Genomic DNA, 20,336 nt, shown 5'->3' on the forward strand with positions numbered 1-20,336 from the left:
TTGCTTCCTTCGCCCGTGACAGCTGGGCGCTCCACAGACTGGGCACTCTCGGCAAGCCCGCGCAGGAGGCCTCAGGGAACGCGGCAAGACCAGACGCCTGGACGCGCGTGCCGAGCCTTTGCGCCTGGCTCGCCATCGACGGCGCCGGCATAGACTTTCCCGTGTGTCAGGCGGACGCGAGCGACCCGGAATACTACCTGGACCACGACCCTTGGGGAGCGCCCTCGAGGGTCGGGGTCCCCTTCGTCGACGCGGACACAAACGCAAACGCACCACACGTCATGGTATACGGCCATCACCTCGCGCTGACGGGCGGCATGTTCACCCCGCTCTTCGACTGCTACAGGCAAGAGCGGTTCGACCAGGTCCTGGGAGAGGCACGCTGCAGATGGACGACGACGGAGAAGGGCAAGCAGTCCTTCTTGCCGCTTTGCGCCCTCTCCGTGGACAAGGCGGACGGTGAGGCCCGGTTCTTCGCGGCGACGAGCGGGATCGACCTGAGACGATGGGCGGCAGGGATGCTCAAGAGGTCGACCGCCAGGTCCAAGGACGCGGAGGAGCTCTGCGCTCAGGGAGAGCGGTTTCTCACCCTGGTCACGTGCAGCTCGGTCTTCGCGGGAAGGAGAGAACGCACGCTCGTCATCTTCGCCCTGTGCAAGAAATAGCAGCTAGAAACATACAGTTAATTGGCTCAACCTTGAAGGAGCAGCCCATAGCGACTATGCTTGCTCCATCTCGCTAAAGTGCTTGACGGCCATCGTGGCCCGACGATTGGAGGAGCAATGAGAACCATCTATCGCGCAGTTGACCGCAGGCAGTTTCTGAAGGCATCAGCGGCGGCGCTCGCCATAGGGACCCTCGCGGGCTGCGGGGCGCCGGCGGCAGATAAGGACGGCGGCACCGGCTTCGACGGCAACCTCATCGTTGGCTTCGATCAGGACTTCCCTCCCTACGGCTACGTCGCCGACGACGGCAGCTACACCGGGTTCGACCTTGACCTTGCGAAGGCCGTCTGCGACAAGGAGGGCTGGACCTTCTCGCCCAGCCCCATTTCCTGGGACGCAAAGGACGGCCTACTCAACAGCGGCCAAATCACGTGCATCTGGAACGGCTTCACCATCGAGGGCCGAGAGGACGACTACGCATTCACTGCGGCCTACATGGAGAACAGACAGGTCGTAGTCGTGCGCAGGGACTCCGGCATCGCATCGCTGGCCGACCTTGCCGGAAAGCACGTCGTCACCCAGGCCGACTCGACGGCGTACAACCTCCTGAACGACGGAGGCGACCAGGCCGATCTGGGCAAGAGCTTCGCGGACCTGCAGACCATCGGCGAATACAACACGGCCTTCATGATGCTCGAGAGCGGTTCCGTCGATGCGGTTGCGATCGACTATCCCGTCGCCGTCTACAACATGGGCGGAAAGGACAATGTCTTCTCCATTCTTGACGAGGCGCTCAACTCGGAGCACTACGGCGTCGGATTCGCCAAGACGGACGCCGGCAAGGAGCTGGCCGCAAAGGTCGAGACCGACCTCAAGGAGCTCTACAAAGACGGGAAGGTCAAGGAGCTCTGCGACAAGTATGCCGACCGTGGCGTCTCGTACGATCTGTGGATGCTCAAGGACTAGCGGCGCAAGCGCAAAAACCACTCTGATCAGGAGAGATAGTTTGGAACTCTCAACGATGACATCGATGCTGGCCGAGGGCTACGTCGTCTCGATGCAGATTTTCGCGATTACGCTCGTGGGCTCGATTCCCCTGGGCGCACTCGTGGCGGTTGGCCGGCTGTCCAAGGTTAGGCCCCTCTCGTGGCTGACGAGCCTCTACATCTCCGTCATGCGCGGAACGCCGCTCATGCTCCAGATGTTCGCCGTGTTCTTCGTCCCGTTCTACGTGTTCGGAAGGCAGACGCCGCCCAGCTACATGTTCGTGGCCGTGATCATAGCCTTCGTGATCAACTACGCGGCCTACTTCGCCGAGATCTTCCGCTCGGGAATCCAGAGCATGCCGCGCGGACAGTACGAGGCGGCGCAGGTTCTGGGCTACACGAGCAGACAGACCTTCTTCCGTATCGTGCTCCCCCAGGTCATCAAGAAGATCCTGCCAGCGATGGGAAACGAGGTCGTCACGCTGGTAAAGGACACGTCACTGGCGTTCTCCATCGGACTCGCGGAGATGTTCACGACCAGCAGGGCCCTCGTGGCCTCGCAGCGAACGATGGTCCCCTTCATGATCGCAGCGCTCATCTACTGGCTGACCTGTCTGCTCATCGAGCTCTTGCTGGGCAGGCTCGAGAAGAAACTGGACTACTACCATGACTAACTCGCACCTGCGCCCGATACCCACGCCCGAGGTCAGCTTCGCCTCGGCGACGGGCCTGCCGGCGGTATACCTCAGAGGAGCCCGGAAGTCATTCGGCCAGAACGAGATCCTGCGTGGGGTCGACCTGACCATCTCCAAGGGAGAAGTTCTTTCCCTTCTGGGCCCGTCCGGCGCCGGCAAGTCCACGATCCTCAGGTGCCTGGCCACCCTCGACAAGTTCGACGGCGGAGAGCTCGCCTACGGCAGCCTCCGCGTGTGTACGAACGACCCACAGGGAAAGGCCGTATACGACAGCGAGGCCATGTGCAAGGCGCGCATGAAGTTCGGCATTGTCTTTCAGGACTACAACCTCTTCCCACACTTCAGCGTTATGAGGAACGTCACTGACGCGCCCATATGCGTGCAGGGACGCGACCCCGAGGAGGTCGAAGAGCAGGCAAGGGGGATCCTCCAAAAGCTGGGTCTAGCCGAACGCGCCGACATGGTGCCCTGCCAGCTCTCGGGAGGCCAGCAGCAGCGTGTGGCAATCGCGCGAGCGCTCTGCATGAACCCGAACGTGCTCTTCTTCGACGAGGCAACCTCCGCCCTGGACCCCAAACTCACCGAGGAGATGCTGAAGATCATCCGCGACCTCGCCGGCGAGGGAATGGCCATCGGCATCGTTACCCACGAGGTCGGCTTCGCGCGGGACGTCTCCGACCGCATCGCCGTGATGCTCGACGGCGAGATTGCCGAGGTCGGAAAGCCCGAGGACGTTCTTGGAAGCCCGCGCGACGAGCGCGTCGCGGCGTTCCTCTCGCACTCCATGGAATAGGAGAAGGGCGAGGCTCGTTTGAGCACGCCTAAGGCAAAGCGCGAAAAGGCGGGGCCGTCACAAACGTGACGGCCCCGCCCCATCAGCCAAGCGGCACCATGCTGCAAGCCAGTCCCTACACGAGGTACTCGGCAATCTGTACGGCGTTCGTCGCGGCACCCTTGCGAATCTGGTCACCACAGCAGAAGAACGTGAGCGCGTTGACGCCGTCGGGCGCAGACAGGTCGCGACGGATGCGTCCGACGTAGACGAGGTCCTGGTCGGAGGAGTCAAGCGGCATCGGGTAGGCAAGGGAGGCCGGATCGTCGACCACCTTGACGCCAGGCGCGCCCGCAAGGACCTCGCGCGCCTCGTCGGGCGAGATGGGCCTGTCGAACTCGCAGGTGATGGACTCGGAGTGCGAGCGCACGATGGGAACGCGCACGCAGGTGCAGTTGAAGCGGCAGTCCGGGAGATGCATGATCTTGCGGCCCTCGTTCTGCATCTTGAGCTCCTCGGACGTATAGCCATCGTCCTTGAAGCCGCCGATCTGCGGAATGAGGTTGTAGGCAAGCTGGTATGCGAAGGGATCGCTGTCGCCGACCTCTCCCCCGTCAGCCAGAACCTTCGTCTCGCGCTCGAGCTCCCTCAGGCCGGGCATGCCCGCGCCCGAGGCAGCCTGGTAGGTCGAGACGATCATGCGCCTGAGGCCCGCGGCCTGGTGAAGCGGCCAAGTCGGCACGAGGCCGATGATGGTAGCGCAGTTGGGGTTGGCGATGATGTTGCGTGGGTGGTTCTGGATGTCCTCGGGGTTAATCTCGGGAACGACCAGGGGGACGTCCGCGTCAAGGCGGAAGGCGTGGCTGTTGTCTACGCAGACCGCACCGCGAGCCGCGGCCTCGGGAAGAAGCTGCTTGGCCTGAGCGTCTCCGGCCGCGCCGAGGACGATGTCGACTCCCTCGAAGGCCTCGGGAGTCGCCTCCTGGACGGTCACCTTCTCGCCGTGAAAGTCAATCAGCTTGCCGCGCGAGCGGGCGCTTGCGAGCGGAACGAGCCTGGATACGGGGAAGTTCCTCTCCTCGAGGCACTGCAGCATCTGAGTGCCGACGACTCCGGTGGCTCCCAGGATGGCGACGACCTTTCCTGACATGTGCAAATCCTCCTCCTGCTAAAGCAGCGTTAGACAAAAGAGCGGGGGCGCTTAGGCGCTGGCTCCGTCGGCGGTAACCATCTCTCCCTCGACGAACTTGTCGTAGATCACCCTGATGGCGCGAGAGAAGTCATCGTTGTTCACGCCGAGGATGATGGAGATCTCCTGCGAGCTTTGGGTGATCATGCGGATGTTGATGCCAGCCTCGCCCAGGACGCCGAAGATGCGTCCGGAAGTGCCGGCACGGCGGCTCATGTTGCGGCCGACGACGGAGATGAGGGCAAGCTCGTCGACGACGTTGATCGAGTCCGGCTTGAGCTCCTGCTGAAGGTCGCTCACGATGGAGTAGATGGTGTCCTTGACGTCCGACCCGCTCACGACGATGCCGAAGGAATCGACTCCAGTCGGGATGTGCTCGACCGAGACGCCGTAACGCTCGAAGACCGCCAGCGCGCGACGGATGAAGCCAATGGCGTTCGACATGTGGGCCTTCTGCACGTGGACGGCCATGAAGTCCTTCTTGCCAGCAATGCCGGTGATGAGGTGCTCGCGCTCGTGCTCGGAAGCAGTCTCGCGAATGACCGTGCCCATTGCCTCGGGGTCGTTGGTGTTCTTGATCTGGATGGGGATACCAACCTCGCGGACGGGGAAGATCGCCTCCTCCTGGAGGACGGACGCGCCCATGTAGGAGAGCTCGCGCATCTCGTCGAAGGTGATGCGGTGAATCGAGCGCGGCTTGTCGACGATGCCGGGGTCCGCCGCCATAAAGCCAGAGACGTCGGTCCAGTTCTCGTAGACGGTCGCGTCTATGCAGCGGGCGAGGATGGCGCCGGAGATGTCGCCGCCGCCGCGCTGGAAGAGCTTGACGGTGCCGTCGACCGTGGAGCCATAGAAGCCCGGGAGGACGAAGCCGCCCAGGCGCGCGACGGCCTCGCGGACGTGGGTCTGGGTGCGCTCCATGTCGACCGTCCCGTCATGGTGGAAGACGATGACGTCGGACGCGTCAAGGAAGGGCATGTTGAGGTACTCGGCCATGAGCTGTGCCGTGAAGAACTCTCCGCGTGAGACGATGTACTCGGGAGAGAGGCTCTTGATGACCGAGGAGAACTCCTCGAACTTCTCCTCAATGGGATACTTGAGCCCGAGTTCGTCTCGGATGTCCACGAAGCGCTGCTCGATGTCCTTGAGAAGAGCGGTGCAGTCAACGTGGTACTCGATGTGGGCGTTCACAAGCAGGAGCAGGTCCGTGAGCTTGTTGTCGCCCGCAAAGCGCTTGCCCGAGGCAGACACGACGACGTAGCGGCGGTCGGGGTCGGCCTTGACGATGTCCCGGACCTTCTTGAACTGCCCGGCGTTGGCGACGCTCGAGCCACCGAACTTTGCAACCTTGATCATCTGTTAGTCCTCCTGGGGAAGTGCGGCCATGAAGCTCGTCGGGTCGGACGCAAGGGCGGTTTCCAGGATCGCACGCGCGTCCTGGGCGGTGGCGCCCCTCACGACCTTGAGGCCGCCTTCAATCTCCAGGGCGCCTGCGACGTCAGCCTTCGTGCGGAAGACGTAGTCAGACGTCAGGAGCGTGGGGTCATACGCGAGGTCTGACGAGAAGTCGTAGCTGGGACGCCTGCCCGCGGCGAAGTCGAGGACATCCTGGACCATGGCGTTGCCCGTGGGGAGCATACCGGCACCCTGACCGTAGAACTTGAGCTCGCCGACGGTCGTGGCGTCGAACGTGACCAGGTTGAAGTTCGAGGGGACGTTCGCCTCGAGGGAGTCCAGCGGAACGGCGACGGGCTCGACGGCAACGGCATAGCTGCCCTTCTCCATCACTCCGCGTCCCAGGAGCTTCACTCCCCTGCCGAGCTTCCTCAGGGCGTCGAGGTCAGCCTTGGTGAGCGTGCGGATGCCCGTGACGGGGAAGTCACTCGTGCAGGCAACGTCGAAGGCGACGCTCGCCGAAATGATCGTCTTGTTCTTGACGTCGATGCCGTCGATGTCAGCCGAGGGGTCGCGCTCTGCATAGCCGAGCTCCTGCGCACGACGGAGAACGTCCTCGAAGTCGGCGCCCTCCTTCACCATGGCGTCGACGATGTAGTTCGTCGTTCCGTTCATGATGCCGTAGAACGAGATGACCTCGTCGATTCTGCGGGCCTTCTCGATCGAGGCGATCCAGGGGATGCCACCTCCGACCGACGCCTCGATGAGCAGCGAGGCGCCAGAGGTGCGGGCCTGCCTCGCGAACTCCTCGAAGTAGGCAGCGACGACGGCCTTGTTGGACGTGACGACGCTCTTGCCCGCGGCAAGCGCGTCCATGATGAACGTGTGAGCCGGCTCGAGACCGCCCATGCACTCGACGACGAGGTCGATCGAGGGGTCACCCACGATCTGCGAGTAGTCCGAGGTCATGCGCTCGTCCGTGAGCCTGTCAGGCAGCTCAAGGATGCGCGCGACCTCGACTTCCTCGAGGCGGTTCGTGATGATCTCGTCGACGCCGCGACCGACGGTGCCGTGGCCGAGAATGGCAATCTTCATCGCTGTCCAATCTTTCTACTGTGTGACGGATGGGAAACGGCAGATACCGCAAAGCTATGATATTGCTGAGGAAAGCCCAACGAGCTCGAGGCAAGGAGCGTATCCGTGAACACGTTCTATCACAGCACGCGTGGCAATAGCGAAACCGTAACAAGCAAGCAAGCAATCCTGACGGGCATCGCTCCAGATGGGGGCCTGTTCGTGTCCGACCAGCTCGGCGACGCAAAGCTTGACCTTGCCCAGGTGGCCAGCCAGACGTACCACGAGACCGCGGCCCAGGTCCTCTCAGCGCTTCTCGACGACTACCAGAAGGACGAGATCGAGAGCTGTGTCGCAGGCGCCTACGGCGACAACTTCGACACAAGTGCCGTCACCCCGGTAAGCGCCCTCGGCGACGACTGGCTGCTCGAGCTCTACCACGGACCCACCTGCGCGTTCAAGGACGTAGCGCTCCAGATGCTCCCCCGTCTGATGTCCTGCGCCCGCAAGGGTGACGGTCGCAACGTCATGATCGTCACCGCGACCTCGGGAGACACGGGCAAGGCCGCGCTCGCGGGCTTCGCCGACATCGAGGGCTGCGGCGTCACGGTCTTCTACCCCGACGGCAAGGTGTCCGACATCCAGAGGCTCCAGATGGCAACACAGGAAGGCTCGAACGTCGCCGTCTGCGCAATTCGCGGAACATTCGACGACGCCCAAACCGAGGTCAAGCACATCTTCGCCAACCAGGAGCTCGCACAGCGCCTGGCCGAGCGCGGGACCATGCTCTCGAGCGCCAACTCCATCAACGTCGGCCGCCTCGTTCCCCAGGTGACGTACTACTTCGACGCCTACGCCCAGCTCGTGCGCAACGGGAGCCTGAGCGTCGGCGACGCCGTCGACTTCTGCGTGCCCACCGGCAACTTCGGAGACGTGCTCGCGGGCTACTACGCGAAGCGCCTGGGCCTTCCGGTCGGAAAGCTCATCGTGGCCTCCAACACCAACAAGGTCCTCACCGACTTCCTCGAAACCGGAACCTACGACCGCCGCCGCGACTTTGTTAAGACGATCTCCCCCTCGATGGACATCCTGGTGTCCTCGAACCTCGAGCGCATGCTCTACTACCTGACCGACGGCGACTGCGAGAGGGTCTCGTCCTTCATGAGGGACCTCGCAGAGAGGGGCTTCTACACCCTGCCCGGCGCCCTTCTTGCAAAGCTTCGCGAGACCTTCGACTGCGGCTTCGCGACCGACGACGAGACGCGCGCGACCATCCGCTCGGCGTGGAAGCAGCACCACGTGCTCATAGACCCGCACACCGCGGTTGCCAAGACGGTCCTCGACCGCAAGGAGCACGGCGGCAACCAGCGCGTCTGTCTGTCCACCGCCAGCCCCTACAAGTTCTCGGCGGACGTGCTCTCCGCCCTGGGCGCCAGCGTCGACGGCCTTGACGGCTTCGCCTGCATGGACGAGCTCCAGAGGCTGACCGGCATCGCCGCGCCCACGCAGCTCTCCACGCTCCGCAGCAAGGACGTCCTTCACAAGGACGTCGTCGACCGCGACCAGATGCCCGACTTCGTCGAGTCGTCCTGCAAGAGGGTCTTCGCATGAGCGACACAAGGGACGAGGTCCGCAAGGTCGTCGTAACGGTACCTGCTACGTCGGCAAACGTCGGAGTGGGATACGACTGCCTGGGCCTCGCGCTCGACCTTCCGGCCCGCTTCACCTTCGAACCCGCGCGCGAGCTGCTGATCGACGGCTGCGAGGAGCGCTTCAGGGGCGAGGACAACCTCGTCTGGACGAGCTATCTCGAGACCTGCAAGAACCTGCTGGCAAAGCCGATTCCCCTGCACATAACCATCGACTCCCCCATCCCCCTCTCCGGAGGACTAGGCTCTAGCTCCACCTGCGTCGTCGCCGGCGTCGCGGCAGCGCAGGTCTTCTGCGGCAGGGGGTACGAGCCGCAGTCCGCCCTCGAGGCGGCCTGCCGTATCGAGGGGCATCCCGACAACGTGGCCCCGGCCATCATGGGCGGCCTCGTGAGCTCCTTCGCCGATGCGGAGGGAACGCACTCGATTAGGTTCGACATCGCAGACAACCTTGCCTTCGTCGTCATCGCGCCACCCTACGAGGTGCGCACCGCGGACGCACGCAAGGTCATGCCCGAAAGCGTCTCGACCGACGTGGCGGTGTGGCAGATTGGCCATGCCGTCGCAGCGGTGAACGCGCTCGAATCGGGAGACGCGGCCCTTCTCGCCCGCGCCTGCCAGGACAAGCTCCACGAGCCCCATCGCTCGGCGCTCATTGCCGACTACGAGCCCCTTAGGAGGACTGCGCTCGCCGCGGGCGCAGCGACCTTCCTCATCTCGGGTTCGGGCTCGACGATGCTCGCCATCGCCGACGGCAAGGCTGCCGCGCAGAGGGTCGCGGATGCCGTCGAGAACATGGTCGAGAACCACGTGGACGGCGTGTGGGTGCGCGTGCTGGACGCCAATGCGTGCGGCGCGACCGTCGAGGTCGCCTAGCGGGACGTGCGGCCAGTCCCTGGATCACAGCGTGTCGAGCGCGACCTGCCTGAGGGCGACGTCGCCGAGCGAGTCATGCTCGAGCACGTTCACGTGGGTGAAGCCGGCGGCAATCGCCCGCTCGACGGCGACGTCGAACCCGCCGTTGAGCAGCTCGCGCTGGTGGGCGTCGGATGAGATGAGTATTTCTCCCCCAAAGCGCCGGAGGGCAATCAGAAGCTCCTGGCGGGGATAGAGCTCCGCCTTCCTGCCGCGGTTGAGGGCGCCGCAGTTGATCTCGAACGGGACCCCCTGGGACACAAGACGCTCCATCGCGTCGAGGGCGGGCCCGAGGTAGCGGGCGTCGGTCTCATCCAGCACGTGCATCTGGTCGTTGAACCTCACCACGAGGTCGAAATGGCCGACGAAGGTGCAGCGCGTCCGGTCGTACACCTGTGACTCGAACTCGTAATAGGCCTTCGAGAGGGCATAGTAGTCTCCGCCGTAGTACTCGCGGCAGAGCTGCGAGAAGAGCTCGGGCGTATTGTCGACGCTCATGGGAACCGGCGAGTCAACGGGGAGGAAGTGCGTAGAGCCGATGACGTACTCGGCCCCCGGGCAGCAGGCGGGATCGTAGGCGTTGTCGAGCTCGACGCCCATGAGGATGTCCATGCGGTCGCGATAGAGCTCCCGCACGCGCGCCACCTCGGCGACGTACGCTCCCCAGTCCATGTGGATGTCGGGGTCCATGTGACCCGAGAAGCCCAGCGCCAGAAAGCCGATCTCGTTCGCACGGCGCGCCATGTCCTCGATGGTGTCGGAGCCGTCGCACAGCGTGCTATGGGTGTGGTAGTTGGCACGAAGCATTCTAGCCCCTTCTGTAAGAGCCCCATGACAGCCGCATCATCTCGCGCCGGCGGGCCGGGCGCAATGCGGCGCAGCAAAGGCGAAACATAGCGTCGAGGCAGGCTCGCCGAGAGGCAGGCGCGACGGCCGGCTAGAGATTCTCTTCTCCCCAGTCCTTCAGTTCCATGAGGATGGGTATGAGGCTGCGGCCCGTGTCGGTGAGGCTGTACTCGACGCGCACAGGCATCTCGTCATACTGCCTGCGCGAGACGAGCCCGTCGGACTCGAGCTCACGAAGCGAGTTGGCGAGCATCGTGTTAGTGATGCCGAAGACGAGTCGTCTGAGCTCGCCATACCGAAGCTCCTCGTCCTGGGACAGGGCGACCAACAAGAGGATCTTCCACTTTCCGCCCACTGCGTTGAGGACGCGGCGCAGGGCGCAGCCCGCCCCGGTGATAGACGGGTCCGCGCTGCCGAGACAGCTCATGAGGTCATTTGCTCCGGACATGGTCAGCTTTTCCTTACCACATTTCTTTAAACTGCGTACTTGCTCAGAATTATATACCACGTAGACTCGATGTCAGATAGAAGCAAGACATGCCACAAGCGAAAGGAACACCGCCATGGAGTATTCGTTCACCGCAGAGAACTTCGAGCAAGAGGTGCTCAACAGCGATATCCCCGTCCTCATCGACTTCTACGCCGACTGGTGCGGCCCCTGCCGCTCGATGCTGCCCATCGTCGAGAGCCTGGCACAGAAGTACGAGGGCCGCGTCAAAGTCGGCAAGGTGAACTCCGACGAGCAGCAGGAGCTCGCCAAGGCCTTCAACGTGATGAGCATCCCAAGCTTCTTCATCGTGAAGGACGGCAAGGTCATCGACAACCTGGTGGGACGTCTCCCCCAGGAGATGCTCGAGCAGAAGCTCGATGCCATCGCGTAACGTCCGAGCAAGGCCACGGGCAGCGAGCTCGGTCCGGGGAGAAGGACCAGCGTTGCCGTCGCAACGGACTGCGGGACGCAGCTCCCCTACGCTTGCGGGGTATCGCAAGCACGCGGGCATGGCCCGCAGACAGAAGGAGACCCGCATGACCGACCAACAGAACCGGCTGCTTGGGGCCGTGGTCGCGCTTGGCGCGACAATCGCGGACGCCATGGACGACGCACCGGGATTCACGCCCTGCGCGACGCCGGCGCAGATGATTCTCGTGGGGCTCCGCACGTGCTCGGCACAAGACGACACAGGCGTCGAGCAGAGGATTGCCGAGACGCTCGAGCTCGCAGCGCACGTGGCAGACCATCGCGGCGTGGCAGTGCACACGGCCGCGGATGTGGAGTCCTTCTCCCCCGCCCAGAGACGGCTCGCAGACGAGCTGCAGAGCCGCGCGAGCGCCGCGGACATCCAGATGATAACCGAGACGGAGGTCGCATGGCTCTACCGTGCCCTCGCCGCACTCGAGGGTGACGACGACCAGGCCACCAGACTTCTAGCCTAGGAGCCTACGCTGACGCAGCCACGGGAAAGAAGAAATCGTATCCCCGGCGCAAAGAGGGAGCCGGCCCACGTGGAGGTGGGTCGGCTCCCCTTCGCATGAGTGGGCTCGCGCGAGACCAAGGGCGCGCTCAAGCGCCCCGGGTTCCGGGAGTGTCCCAGGATGACCTGCTAGCCTCCCAGGTAGGCCTTCCTGACGTCGTCGTCGTGCAGGAGGTCCCTTCCCGTGCCCGTCTTGCTGATGTGACCCACCTCGAGCACGTAACCACGGTCTGCAACAGACAGAGCCATCGACGCGTTCTGCTCGACGAGCAGGATGGTCGTGCCCTGGTCGTTGAGAGCCCTGATGATCTCGAAGATCTCGTCGACCAGAATGGGAGCGAGCCCCATCGAGGGCTCGTCGAGCATCAGGAGGTCCGGCCTGCTCATGAGCGCGCGACCCATGGCGAGCATCTGCTGCTCTCCGCCGGACATCGTGCCAGCGGACTGGTTGACCCTCTCCCTCAGGCGCGGGAAGCGCTCGTAGACGTGCTCTATGGTCTCGGCATTCTCGGCATCGGTCCTTGTGTAGCCGCCCATGTCGAGATTCTCGGCAACCGAAAGCTGGGTGAAGACCCGGCGTCCCTCGGGACAGAGCGCCAGGCCGCGCTCGACGATCTTGTGAGGCTTGATGCCCACCAAGCTCTCGCCCTTGAAGTCGATCGAACCGCTGTCAGGCTTGATGAGGCCCGAGATCGTGTTGAGCGTGGTCGACTTTCCTGCGCCGTTGGCGCCGATGAGCGTGACGATCTCTCCCTCGTTGATGTCAAAGGAGACGCCCTGCACGGCCTTGATGGCGCCATACGAGACGTGCAGGTCCCTAACGGAAAGAAGTGCCGCCATCCTAGTTCACCCCCTGCTTTCCCAGATATGCCTCGATGACCCTCGGGTCGTTCTGGATCTCCTCGGGCGTTCCCTTCGCAATGATCTTGCCGTAGTCGAGGACGCCAACCGCCTCACAGACGCCCATGACCAGGCTCATGTCGTGCTCGATGAGCAGAATGGCGATCTGGAACTCGTCGCGAATCTTCTGGATGTTCTCCATCAGCTCTTCCGTCTCGGCGGGGTTCATACCAGCGGCGGGCTCGTCGAGCAGCAGGACCTTGGGACGCGTTCCCAGGGCGCGCAGGATCTCGAGGCGGCGCTGTGCGCCGTACGGGAGGCTCCCGGCCTGCGCCTTCGCATACTTCTGCATGTCGAAGATGGCGAGAAGGTCCATGGCCTTGTCATGGAACTCTGCCTCCTGCCTCCAATGCTGGGGAAGGCGGAAGAGGTCCGTGACGAGCTTGGTAGACATGGAGTTGCCGAGACCCACGAGGATGTTCTCCTCGACCGTCATCTGGCTGAAAAGCCTGATGTTCTGGAAGGTGCGCGCGATTCCCATCTTGTTGACCTGGACCATGCTCTTGCCGGCGGTGTCGTAGCCGTCCAAAAGAACGGTCCCGCGCGTGGGCTTGTACACGTTGGTGAGCAGGTTGAAGATGGTGGTCTTGCCGGCTCCGTTAGGTCCGATGAGACCCGATATCTCCGTTCGCCCCATGGCAAGGTTGAAGTCGTCGACCGCCGTCAGGCCGCCAAAGTCGATGCCAAGGTGCTTTGCCTGAAGCACGGGAATGTGCCCAAGGTCGCGCTCGGGAATGAGGTTGGGCTCCTCCATCTGAACGAGGACCGAGCGCTTCTTCTCGCTAGTCATTTTCGTCCACCTCCTTCTTCGGCTTCCTCCAGGGGAGCTCGCCGTTGATGACACGCTCGAGGGTACCGGTGAGCGAGAAATCATAGGTGCCCAGAAGGCCCTGCGGACGGAATATCATGACGATGATTAGCACGACAGCGTAGACGACCATGCGGTAGTCGGCAAACGCACGCAGCGCCTCGGGAAGGATGGTCAGGACGGTGGCGGAGAGCACGGAGCCCAGCATGGAACCCATGCCACCAAGGACGACCATGACGAGGATCTCGATCGACTTCATGAAACCAAACTTGGCAGGCGCCATGACGCCGATGCAGCCGGCGTAAAGGCCACCGGCGATGCCAGCGAAGAAGGCGGACACAACGAACGCTAGCGTCTTGTAGTACGTGGTGTGGACGCCCGAGGCTTCGGCGGCAATCTCGTTGTCGCGGATGGCCAGGATTGCACGACCGTGGCGCGACTTCATCATCGTGTGGATGAGGAAGAGCGAGATGACGACAACCAGGAACGTGTTGAGGAAGTTGGTGTAGCTGGGAATGCCCGTAAGGCCCCTGGCGCCACCCGTCAGCTCGAAGCCCAGGACGCCGTCGATGTTAAGCATTACGACACGGATGATCTCCGCAAAGCCGAGCGTAATGATCGCAAGGTAGTCACCCTTGAGACGAAGCGCCGGGATGCCGATGATGAGACCGCAGATTGCGGCCATGACACCGCCGAAGAGCAGGCCCGCGCAGAAGAGGACGACGGCGGCGGGGCTTCCGGTGACGAAGTCGCGCACGGTGAGCCCCAGCGTGCCCTGCATATGCATGATGAACAGCGCGCAGGAGTAGCCGCCCACCGACATGAAGCCGGCATGGCCAAGCGGCAGCTGGCCAAGATAGCCCGTGGCGATGTTGAGCGACACGGCCATAAGGATGTAGATGCCCACCTGCTCGAGAACGGTAGTCTGGTAGCGGGTGATCGTACCGGAGCCAATCATGAGCTCGCCAACAACGATGAACACGGCGACCAAGACGGCGTTGATGAGGTAGCGCACGGGCATGGACAGTTTCTTGCGAGAAGAGCCAGAGGTCGACGCCGCCGAAGACTCAACCGCCTCGCTGAGATTGCTCTCTTCCATGGTTCGCCTCCCTTAGACTTTCTCGTTCATGGTGCGGCCGAGGATGCCCGTCGGCCTCACGATGAGGACGATGATCAGAAGTAGGAACACGACGGCATCCTTCCAGACGGAAAGGCCGATGGCCGAGACGAAGACCTCGGCAAAGCCGACGAGGAGACCACCGATGACGGCCCCAGGGATCGAGCCGATGCCACCTAGGACGGCGGCGACGAAGGCCTTGGTGCCCAGCATGATGCCCATTGTCGGCGTCGCCTGCGTGTAGGCCATCGCGTAGAGCACCGCACCGATGCCGGCAAGCGCCGAGCCGACGGCAAAGGTGAACGAGATGGTCGTGTTCACGTTGATGCCCATGAGGCGCGCTGCACCCATGTCCTCGGACACGGCGCGCATGGCCTTGCCGAGCTTCGTCTTTTGGACGAGGAACGTCAGAATGGCCGTGGAGACGACGGTCACCGCAATCGTGAGCAGGGCGATGGGTGACAGCTGCACGCTGCCGAACGAGAGAGGTGAGGCGTCAAAGTACGGCGGCACGACCTTCGCGTCGGCGCCGAAGACGAGCTGGGCGCCATTCTCGAGAAAGTAGGAAACGCCAATGGCCGTGATAAGGATGGAAAGACGCGGGGCGTTGCGAAGCGGCGCGTAGGCGACCTTGTCGATCATGACTCCAAGCAGCGTGCAGCCCACGACGGAAAGCAAGATCGCAATCGCGGGATGGAAGCCCATCTGGGCCATGACGATCCAGGAGATATACGCACCCACCATGATGATGTCGCCATGGGCGAAGTTAAGCAGCAAGATGATGCCATACACCATCGTGTAGCCCAGGGCGACGAGCGCGTAGATGCTGCCAAGCTGGAGGCCGTTGAGCACCTGCGTCAAAAACGTCACGGCAAACACTTCCTCTCTCATAGTTAATTAACGAGCGACGGATGGGACATTGGAACCAGGCGAGCAACGACCGCGCGGGCCTGGCGGCAGAACGAAGAACGTACTAGAAAGACGCGGGAGCGTCGGGACCCGAATGCCCCGACGTTCCAACGGTAGTGCAAAGAAGAACCTAGGCGCCGACCTCGTCAAACACCTTCTGGGAGCCACCCTCGAAAGTGATTACCAGAGTAGGCTTAACGGGGTCTCCGCTGCCATCGTACTTGATGGTGCCGGTGACGCCGTCAACGGAGCCTTGCGCGATTCCGTCGACTATTGCCTGACGACCATCGTCAGACGAGAGGTCGACGCCCTTGGAGAGCGCAGTCTTGATACCGCCGAGCAGAACCATCGCCGCATCGTAGCCGAGTGCGCAGAAGTTCGTGGGAGCCTCGCCGTACTCGTCCTGGAACGCCTTGACGAACTTCTGAACGTCCTCGGACTCGTTCTCGATGACGAACGAGCAGTCGTAGAAGCATCCCTCGAGGTCTTCCGCAGAGGCATACTCCTGGTCACCGCCGACGATGTTGGACCAGCCGTCGGCGCCGAGAAACGCCCCGGCGTAGCCCAGCTGGCGAGCCTGTGTAACGATCTGGCCGTCCTCCTGGTAGTAGTTCGGGGAGAGAACGGCATCAGGCTTGACGGCGATGATGCTGGTCAGCTGGCCCTTGAAGTCAACGTCACCAGACTGGTAGCCCTGCTCGGTGGCAACGGAAAGGCCGATCTCCTTGCATCGGGCCACGAACGCGTCGTTAACGCCCTTCTCGTAGTCACCACCGCTGTTGTAGATGGTGGCAACCGTCTTGAAGCCCTGACTGGCGGCAAAGTCCGACATGAGCTTGCCCTGGTAGGGGTCGGTGATGCACGCACGGAAGGCATTCGGACCGAAGGAGACGAAGTCGGCTGCCGTGGCTGCCGCAGAGACGAGCGGCATGTTGTCCCCGGCTGCGACCTGGGCGACGGCTATCGAGGGCGTCGAGGTTACGTCACCGATGATGCCGACGACGCCGCCCTCCACCATCTTGTTGTAGACGTTGACGGCCTCGGTGGCATCGCCCTTCTCGTCCTGGGTGTCGAGCTCGATCTTCTTGCCGTCGAGCCCGCCGTCCGCATTAAGCTGCTTGACGTAGAGCTCCGCGCCCTTACGAACCGCGAGCCCATACTGGGCGACGTCACCCGAGTAGGGCCCCATGAGCCCAACCTTGATGGTATCGCTCGAGGAAGACCCGGAGCCCCCGCACGCGCTCAGAATCGAAGCGGCGCCCAGACCGACGGCGGAAATGCCGCTCAACTTAACGAAGTCGCGCCTACAAAATGCGTTAGCCATGCTCAACCTCCTAGTTGTCAACAGGCGTGCGGCCTTGTGGCCACGCGTTAGGGGCTACTGTAGAGGCATCTTTGTCACGGCCGATGCATCCCCGGAAACCTTTGCCTTTCCGTAACAGCAAGAAAACCTGAGGTACATCATATGGCCGCCATCACATAACGATGACGGCCACGGGGACTCTTGCCGACCCTCTGACCTGTAGAGGGGTGGCTTGCCATAAGCCGACACAGCCGAGCACTACTCCTGGTAGGGGACGCTCTCCTCCACCTTCTCGGTGCCATCGGGCTCAAAGCCGATGATGAGCGTGGACTTCGCGGGGTCGCCGTTCTTGGGATAGGAGATCTGGCCCGAGACGCCGTCAACGGTACCGTTCTTGATGCCGTCGATAATCGCCTGCCTGCCGTCATCGGAGGCCAGGTCGCTCACGCCGGAATCGAGCGCAGCCTTGATGCCCTCGGCAAGGACCATGGCTGCGTCGTAGCCCATGGCGCAGAACGACGTGGGAGTCTCATTGAACTTGGCTTTATAGTCGGACACGAACTGTTGGACCTTCTCGTCCTCGTCGTTTGCCGAGAACGCGGCGCAGTAGTAGCAGTTCTGCAGGTCCTGTCCGGAGGCGTAGGACTGGCCCTCGGGATTGGAGATCGCGGTCCATCCGTCGGTTCCGATGAAGGAGCCCGAAAAGCCCTGCTTGCGGGCCTGCGTAATGATCTTGCCCGTGTCCTGGTAGTAGTTGGGGCAGAAGATCGCGTCGGGAGATGTCGAAAGAATCGAGGTGATCTGGCTGTTGAAGTCAGCGTCACCGGCCTGGTAGGCCTGCTCGGAGGTGATGGAGATGCCCTTCTTGGCGGCCTCGTCCTTGAACGCCTCGGTTACGCCGACCTCGTAGTCACCGCCGACGTTGTAGATGATGCCCACCGTCTTGAGGCCCCTCTCAGCCGCAAAGTCAGCCATGAGCTTGCCCTGGTAGGGGTCCGTGAAGCAGGCGCGGAACACGTTGTTGCCACCCTGGTTGACGACGTCCGCTGCCGTGGCGACGGGAGTCACCATGGGCATGTTGTCTGCGACGGACGCCTGGGCGACAGCGATGGTGGGAGTCGAAGTGATGTCACCGAGAATCGCGACGACGCCGTCCTCGACGAGCTTGTTGTAGACGTTGACGGCCTCGGTGGCATCGCCCTTCTCGTCCTGCTCGTTGAGCTCGACCTGCTTGCCGCCGATTCCTCCCTGACTGTTGATCTGCTCGAAGTACAGCTCCGCGCCATAGCGACACGGAAGGCCGTACTGCGCGACGTCACCGGAGTACGGTCCCATGACGCCGATCTTGATGGTGTCGGAGGAGCCGCCGGACGATCCGCCACAGGCAGTTACTACGACAGAGCTCCCCATTCCAGCCGCGGTTACGCCCATGAGCCTCACAAAGCTCCTACGCGATATTTTTTCAAATCTCATGCCAGCCCCTCCTTTTCGCAGGACGCGCGCGAATCCCTCTGACCCGCGCATTGGTGAGACTGACTGTAAGGCATGAGATTGCCAATGGCCTCCTGGTTGCAGAAGGCGTTTCATCTCGTTAACAGTTGAAGCGTGGCGTAAAGACAGACGGTGTCAGATGCTTTTCAAGCGGCCGCGACGCAGAAGCGCGTGGCAGGAGAGCGTGCCGACGAGCACGCCACCCAGGTCGATGAGCACGTCCGTGACAAGCCCGGCTCGGCCGGGAACGAATAGTTGGATGGTCTCGTCGAGGCAGGGCGCGAGCATCGCCCAGACGACGCTCAGCCCAAAGGGCAGAAGGCTCTCGCGAGGAAGGGACGAGCGCAGCCCGTGGGTAAGGAAGCCGAGAAGCGCGTACTCGCTGAAGTGGGCACACTTCCGGACCAGAAGGGTCATGACCGTGCGGTCGCAGACCCCCGCCATGCCAAAGAGCGGGGCGAGGAGCTGCACGACAAAGCTACTCTCAGACGTCGAGGCGGGGCCGGGAACCATGGAATGGACCCAGATGAGCGCGGTCCACGCAAGCGACAGCGCGAACCAGACCGCGGCGCCCCGTCGCTTCCCACGTGACAAGGGCTAGGCCTCCTGGGCGGCGTCAGGAACGGCCATGTGCCTGGGCACGTAGGCTTTCTCGCTGTGCGACGAGCGATGCGAACCCATCCTGCGAAGGGTAACCGTCGACTTGAGGCTCTGACTTCCGCCCCTGATGAGTCGAAGGTACCTGCGCGACGAGGTGCGGACGGCCTTGGAGGAGCTGCGGGAGAACTCCTCGCTGATGAGGTAATCAACGTAGCTAGCGGTGTCGACAACCTCAGGGTGGCCCGCAGGAGTCCTGAACGGGATGAAGCTCGTGGCCTCTTCGAGGTTGTCGGGCTCGTCGATGGTGTCGACGCCGCCGATGACGTCCTCGAAGACGGGCGCGGAGGAGTACTGCGCGATCCTCTCGCCCATCGCCTGGAGGGCACTCTCCCAGACGTCGTCGTGGTCAAGCTCGTCGACGCTGCGCTTCTCGGGATACACGCCCTGGTTCACGGGTGCGACGGCCTGTGCGATGCGGACGGAGCGCGCCTGCGCCTGACGCTTGGCCGCCTCTTCCGACACGGGGGCCTGGGCGAATGCCGAACGAGCGACAGGCTCGCTGGAGACGTCACCCATCCAGTCGGGAATGGTGAGGTCGCCCATGGTAGCCGTCGGCGAGACCTCGCCGACGCGCAGGACGGAGTCGCCCAGTCGCGCGTTCCACCAGCCGGTGCCCACGTCGCCAACGGTTCCGTCGGCGCGTTCGATGATGGGAAGGCCTTCGAAGCGGTCGCCGCCAAGGCGCTCGGAGAGGACCTCCGCGACACCGCGGGCGCGGGACGCCATGCGCTCCTTGAAGGTCTGGCGACGGACATAGTTCTCGGCAATCTTGCCATAGTCGTTCGTTGCGTGCGCGGGACCCTGGGCCTGCACGACCGCGGGAGCCTCAGCTGCTCGAGTCGCTCCAGCCGCCGAAGGCCGGGAGACGGACGCGGCGCGCGGGGCGTCGACGTTAACCTCGGGGATGCGTGCGCCAAGGTTGCGGGTGGCGCGAGCGGAAGACGTGACGCCAGCGGAAGCCGGTGCCGGCAGGTTGACCGAGGGAAGATCGACAAGGCTGCTTTGGCCCGCAGAGGGCTTCGTCACATTGGTGTTGGAGACGACCGTGGGCTCCTCCGCCGCAAGGTCGCTCGTCGCGTCCTCTTTGGCATTGGCCGCGACGCCTGCCGCCGCGGGGAAGTCAAACAGTTCCTCGTTGCTGCGCTCGTGGGAATGTGCGATGCGGGAGACTATGATTCCAACGGCACCGGCAAATGCGGCACCCGAGACGCAACCCAAGGCAAACGGAATTACCGGGGAATCGATGACGCTGGCCTGGGTAGCCCCAAGCGCGACATGCGGTGCGCTGAATGCCACGACCCCAAGGAGACCTGCGACGACTGCCGGATTCCTCTTCTCTTGACACATAGAGCACTCCTCCCCCGAAACGCCTCGAAAGCGCAGCAAACAGCAAAGGAGATAAAGGAATCAAGTATGTAGATGATGGTCTTCTCGAACGAGCGAGCCCCCATATACAACGGCTTGGTGTGATTTATCTTCGTGTACCGTCG

The 20,336-nt window shown here is 63.0% G+C and carries 21 protein-coding genes; 8 read left to right on the forward strand and 13 right to left on the reverse strand.

What is annotated here, in order from left to right; genetic code table 11:
* Positions 1-107: 107 nt before the first annotated feature.
* The 4 genes from B5D13_RS03055 to B5D13_RS03070 all read left to right on the forward strand — a co-directional run bounded on the left by B5D13_RS03055 (position 108) and on the right by B5D13_RS03070 (position 3,139).
* The gene (locus B5D13_RS03055) at positions 108-665 is read left to right on the forward strand and encodes a class B sortase (protein ID WP_159443976.1); all 558 of its coding nucleotides are present in this window, start codon (positions 108-110) and stop codon (positions 663-665) included.
* Positions 666-782: 117 nt separating this feature from the next.
* On the forward strand, positions 783-1,631 hold the full coding sequence (locus tag B5D13_RS03060; RefSeq protein WP_078686870.1) for a substrate-binding domain-containing protein: 849 nt from the start codon (positions 783-785) through the stop codon (positions 1,629-1,631).
* 40 nt (positions 1,632-1,671) lie between these two features.
* Positions 1,672-2,325, forward strand: a complete 654-nt coding sequence (locus tag B5D13_RS03065; protein WP_078686871.1) for an amino acid ABC transporter permease — start codon at positions 1,672-1,674, stop codon at positions 2,323-2,325.
* Positions 2,318-3,139: an amino acid ABC transporter ATP-binding protein gene (locus B5D13_RS03070; protein ID WP_078686872.1), complete on the forward strand. Its 822-nt coding sequence runs from the start codon at positions 2,318-2,320 to the stop codon at positions 3,137-3,139. Before B5D13_RS03065 ends, B5D13_RS03070 begins: the two co-directional genes overlap by 8 nt.
* A 115-nt stretch (positions 3,140-3,254) precedes the next feature.
* Here the strand turns inward: B5D13_RS03070 and B5D13_RS03075 are convergent, their stop codons facing one another.
* From B5D13_RS03075 to B5D13_RS03085, 3 genes are read right to left on the reverse strand one after another with little or no spacing between them, the layout of a single operon-like run.
* Positions 3,255-4,268 (reverse strand): aspartate-semialdehyde dehydrogenase, encoded by a 1,014-nt coding sequence (locus tag B5D13_RS03075; protein ID WP_078686873.1) that lies wholly within the window; start codon positions 4,266-4,268, stop codon positions 3,255-3,257.
* 51 nt (positions 4,269-4,319) lie between these two features.
* Complete coding sequence (locus B5D13_RS03080; RefSeq protein WP_078686874.1) at positions 4,320-5,663, reverse strand: aspartate kinase; 1,344 nt, start codon at positions 5,661-5,663, stop codon at positions 4,320-4,322.
* A gap of 3 nt (positions 5,664-5,666) precedes the next feature.
* Positions 5,667-6,797 (reverse strand): homoserine dehydrogenase, encoded by a 1,131-nt coding sequence (locus tag B5D13_RS03085; RefSeq protein WP_078686875.1) that lies wholly within the window; start codon positions 6,795-6,797, stop codon positions 5,667-5,669.
* Between the two features lie 105 nt (positions 6,798-6,902).
* Between B5D13_RS03085 and thrC the strand changes: the two genes are divergently transcribed.
* A complete protein-coding gene (thrC, locus tag B5D13_RS03090; protein WP_078686876.1) occupies positions 6,903-8,387 on the forward strand; it encodes a threonine synthase in 1,485 nt (494 codons plus the stop codon).
* Positions 8,384-9,301: a homoserine kinase gene (gene thrB / locus B5D13_RS03095; protein WP_078686877.1), complete on the forward strand. Its 918-nt coding sequence runs from the start codon at positions 8,384-8,386 to the stop codon at positions 9,299-9,301. The genes thrC and thrB overlap by 4 nt, the downstream gene beginning before the upstream one ends.
* A gap of 24 nt (positions 9,302-9,325) precedes the next feature.
* Here the strand turns inward: thrB and B5D13_RS03100 are convergent, their stop codons facing one another.
* Together B5D13_RS03100 and B5D13_RS03105 are read right to left on the reverse strand one after the other, a co-directional pair.
* Positions 9,326-10,147, reverse strand: coding sequence for a PHP domain-containing protein (locus B5D13_RS03100; RefSeq protein ID WP_078686878.1), 822 nt, complete (start codon positions 10,145-10,147; stop codon positions 9,326-9,328).
* A 130-nt stretch (positions 10,148-10,277) separates the two neighbouring features.
* A complete protein-coding gene (locus tag B5D13_RS03105) occupies positions 10,278-10,634 on the reverse strand; it encodes a winged helix-turn-helix transcriptional regulator (RefSeq protein ID WP_090991503.1) in 357 nt (118 codons plus the stop codon).
* Positions 10,635-10,749: 115 nt separating this feature from the next.
* Between B5D13_RS03105 and trxA the strand changes: the two genes are divergently transcribed.
* Both trxA and B5D13_RS03115 read left to right on the forward strand, forming a co-directional pair.
* Positions 10,750-11,067: a thioredoxin gene (trxA, locus tag B5D13_RS03110; protein ID WP_078686879.1), complete on the forward strand. Its 318-nt coding sequence runs from the start codon at positions 10,750-10,752 to the stop codon at positions 11,065-11,067.
* A 145-nt stretch (positions 11,068-11,212) separates the two neighbouring features.
* Positions 11,213-11,620, forward strand: coding sequence for a hypothetical protein (locus B5D13_RS03115; RefSeq protein ID WP_078686880.1), 408 nt, complete (start codon positions 11,213-11,215; stop codon positions 11,618-11,620).
* Positions 11,621-11,787: 167 nt separating this feature from the next.
* On the opposite strand, the gene B5D13_RS03120 is transcribed toward B5D13_RS03115, so the two are convergent.
* From B5D13_RS03120 to B5D13_RS03155, 8 genes are all read right to left on the reverse strand, one after another.
* Positions 11,788-12,498 (reverse strand): ABC transporter ATP-binding protein, encoded by a 711-nt coding sequence (locus tag B5D13_RS03120; protein WP_078686881.1) that lies wholly within the window; start codon positions 12,496-12,498, stop codon positions 11,788-11,790.
* Between the two features lies 1 nt (position 12,499).
* Positions 12,500-13,348 carry an ABC transporter ATP-binding protein gene (locus B5D13_RS03125; RefSeq protein ID WP_078686882.1) on the reverse strand — a complete coding sequence of 283 codons (849 nt, stop codon included), beginning with the start codon at positions 13,346-13,348 and terminating at the stop codon, positions 12,500-12,502.
* The gene (locus B5D13_RS03130; protein WP_078686883.1) at positions 13,341-14,465 is read right to left on the reverse strand and encodes a branched-chain amino acid ABC transporter permease; all 1,125 of its coding nucleotides are present in this window, start codon (positions 14,463-14,465) and stop codon (positions 13,341-13,343) included. The genes B5D13_RS03125 and B5D13_RS03130 overlap by 8 nt, the downstream gene beginning before the upstream one ends.
* Before the next feature lie 12 nt (positions 14,466-14,477).
* On the reverse strand, positions 14,478-15,353 hold the full coding sequence (locus B5D13_RS03135; RefSeq protein WP_218969852.1) for a branched-chain amino acid ABC transporter permease: 876 nt from the start codon (positions 15,351-15,353) through the stop codon (positions 14,478-14,480).
* A gap of 169 nt (positions 15,354-15,522) precedes the next feature.
* Positions 15,523-16,716, reverse strand: a complete 1,194-nt coding sequence (locus B5D13_RS03140) for an ABC transporter substrate-binding protein (protein WP_078686885.1) — start codon at positions 16,714-16,716, stop codon at positions 15,523-15,525.
* A gap of 237 nt (positions 16,717-16,953) precedes the next feature.
* Positions 16,954-18,168 (reverse strand): ABC transporter substrate-binding protein, encoded by a 1,215-nt coding sequence (locus tag B5D13_RS03145; protein ID WP_078686886.1) that lies wholly within the window; start codon positions 18,166-18,168, stop codon positions 16,954-16,956.
* 153 nt (positions 18,169-18,321) lie between these two features.
* The gene (locus tag B5D13_RS03150) at positions 18,322-18,780 is read right to left on the reverse strand and encodes a VanZ family protein (RefSeq protein WP_078686887.1); all 459 of its coding nucleotides are present in this window, start codon (positions 18,778-18,780) and stop codon (positions 18,322-18,324) included.
* Positions 18,781-18,783: 3 nt separating this feature from the next.
* Positions 18,784-20,193, reverse strand: coding sequence for a hypothetical protein (locus tag B5D13_RS03155; RefSeq protein ID WP_078686888.1), 1,410 nt, complete (start codon positions 20,191-20,193; stop codon positions 18,784-18,786).
* Positions 20,194-20,336 lie beyond the last annotated feature (143 nt).

It is taken from the genome of Olsenella sp. KH1P3, assembly GCF_900167315.1.
Taxonomy (GTDB): domain Bacteria; phylum Actinomycetota; class Coriobacteriia; order Coriobacteriales; family Atopobiaceae; genus Olsenella_J; species Olsenella_J umbonata_A.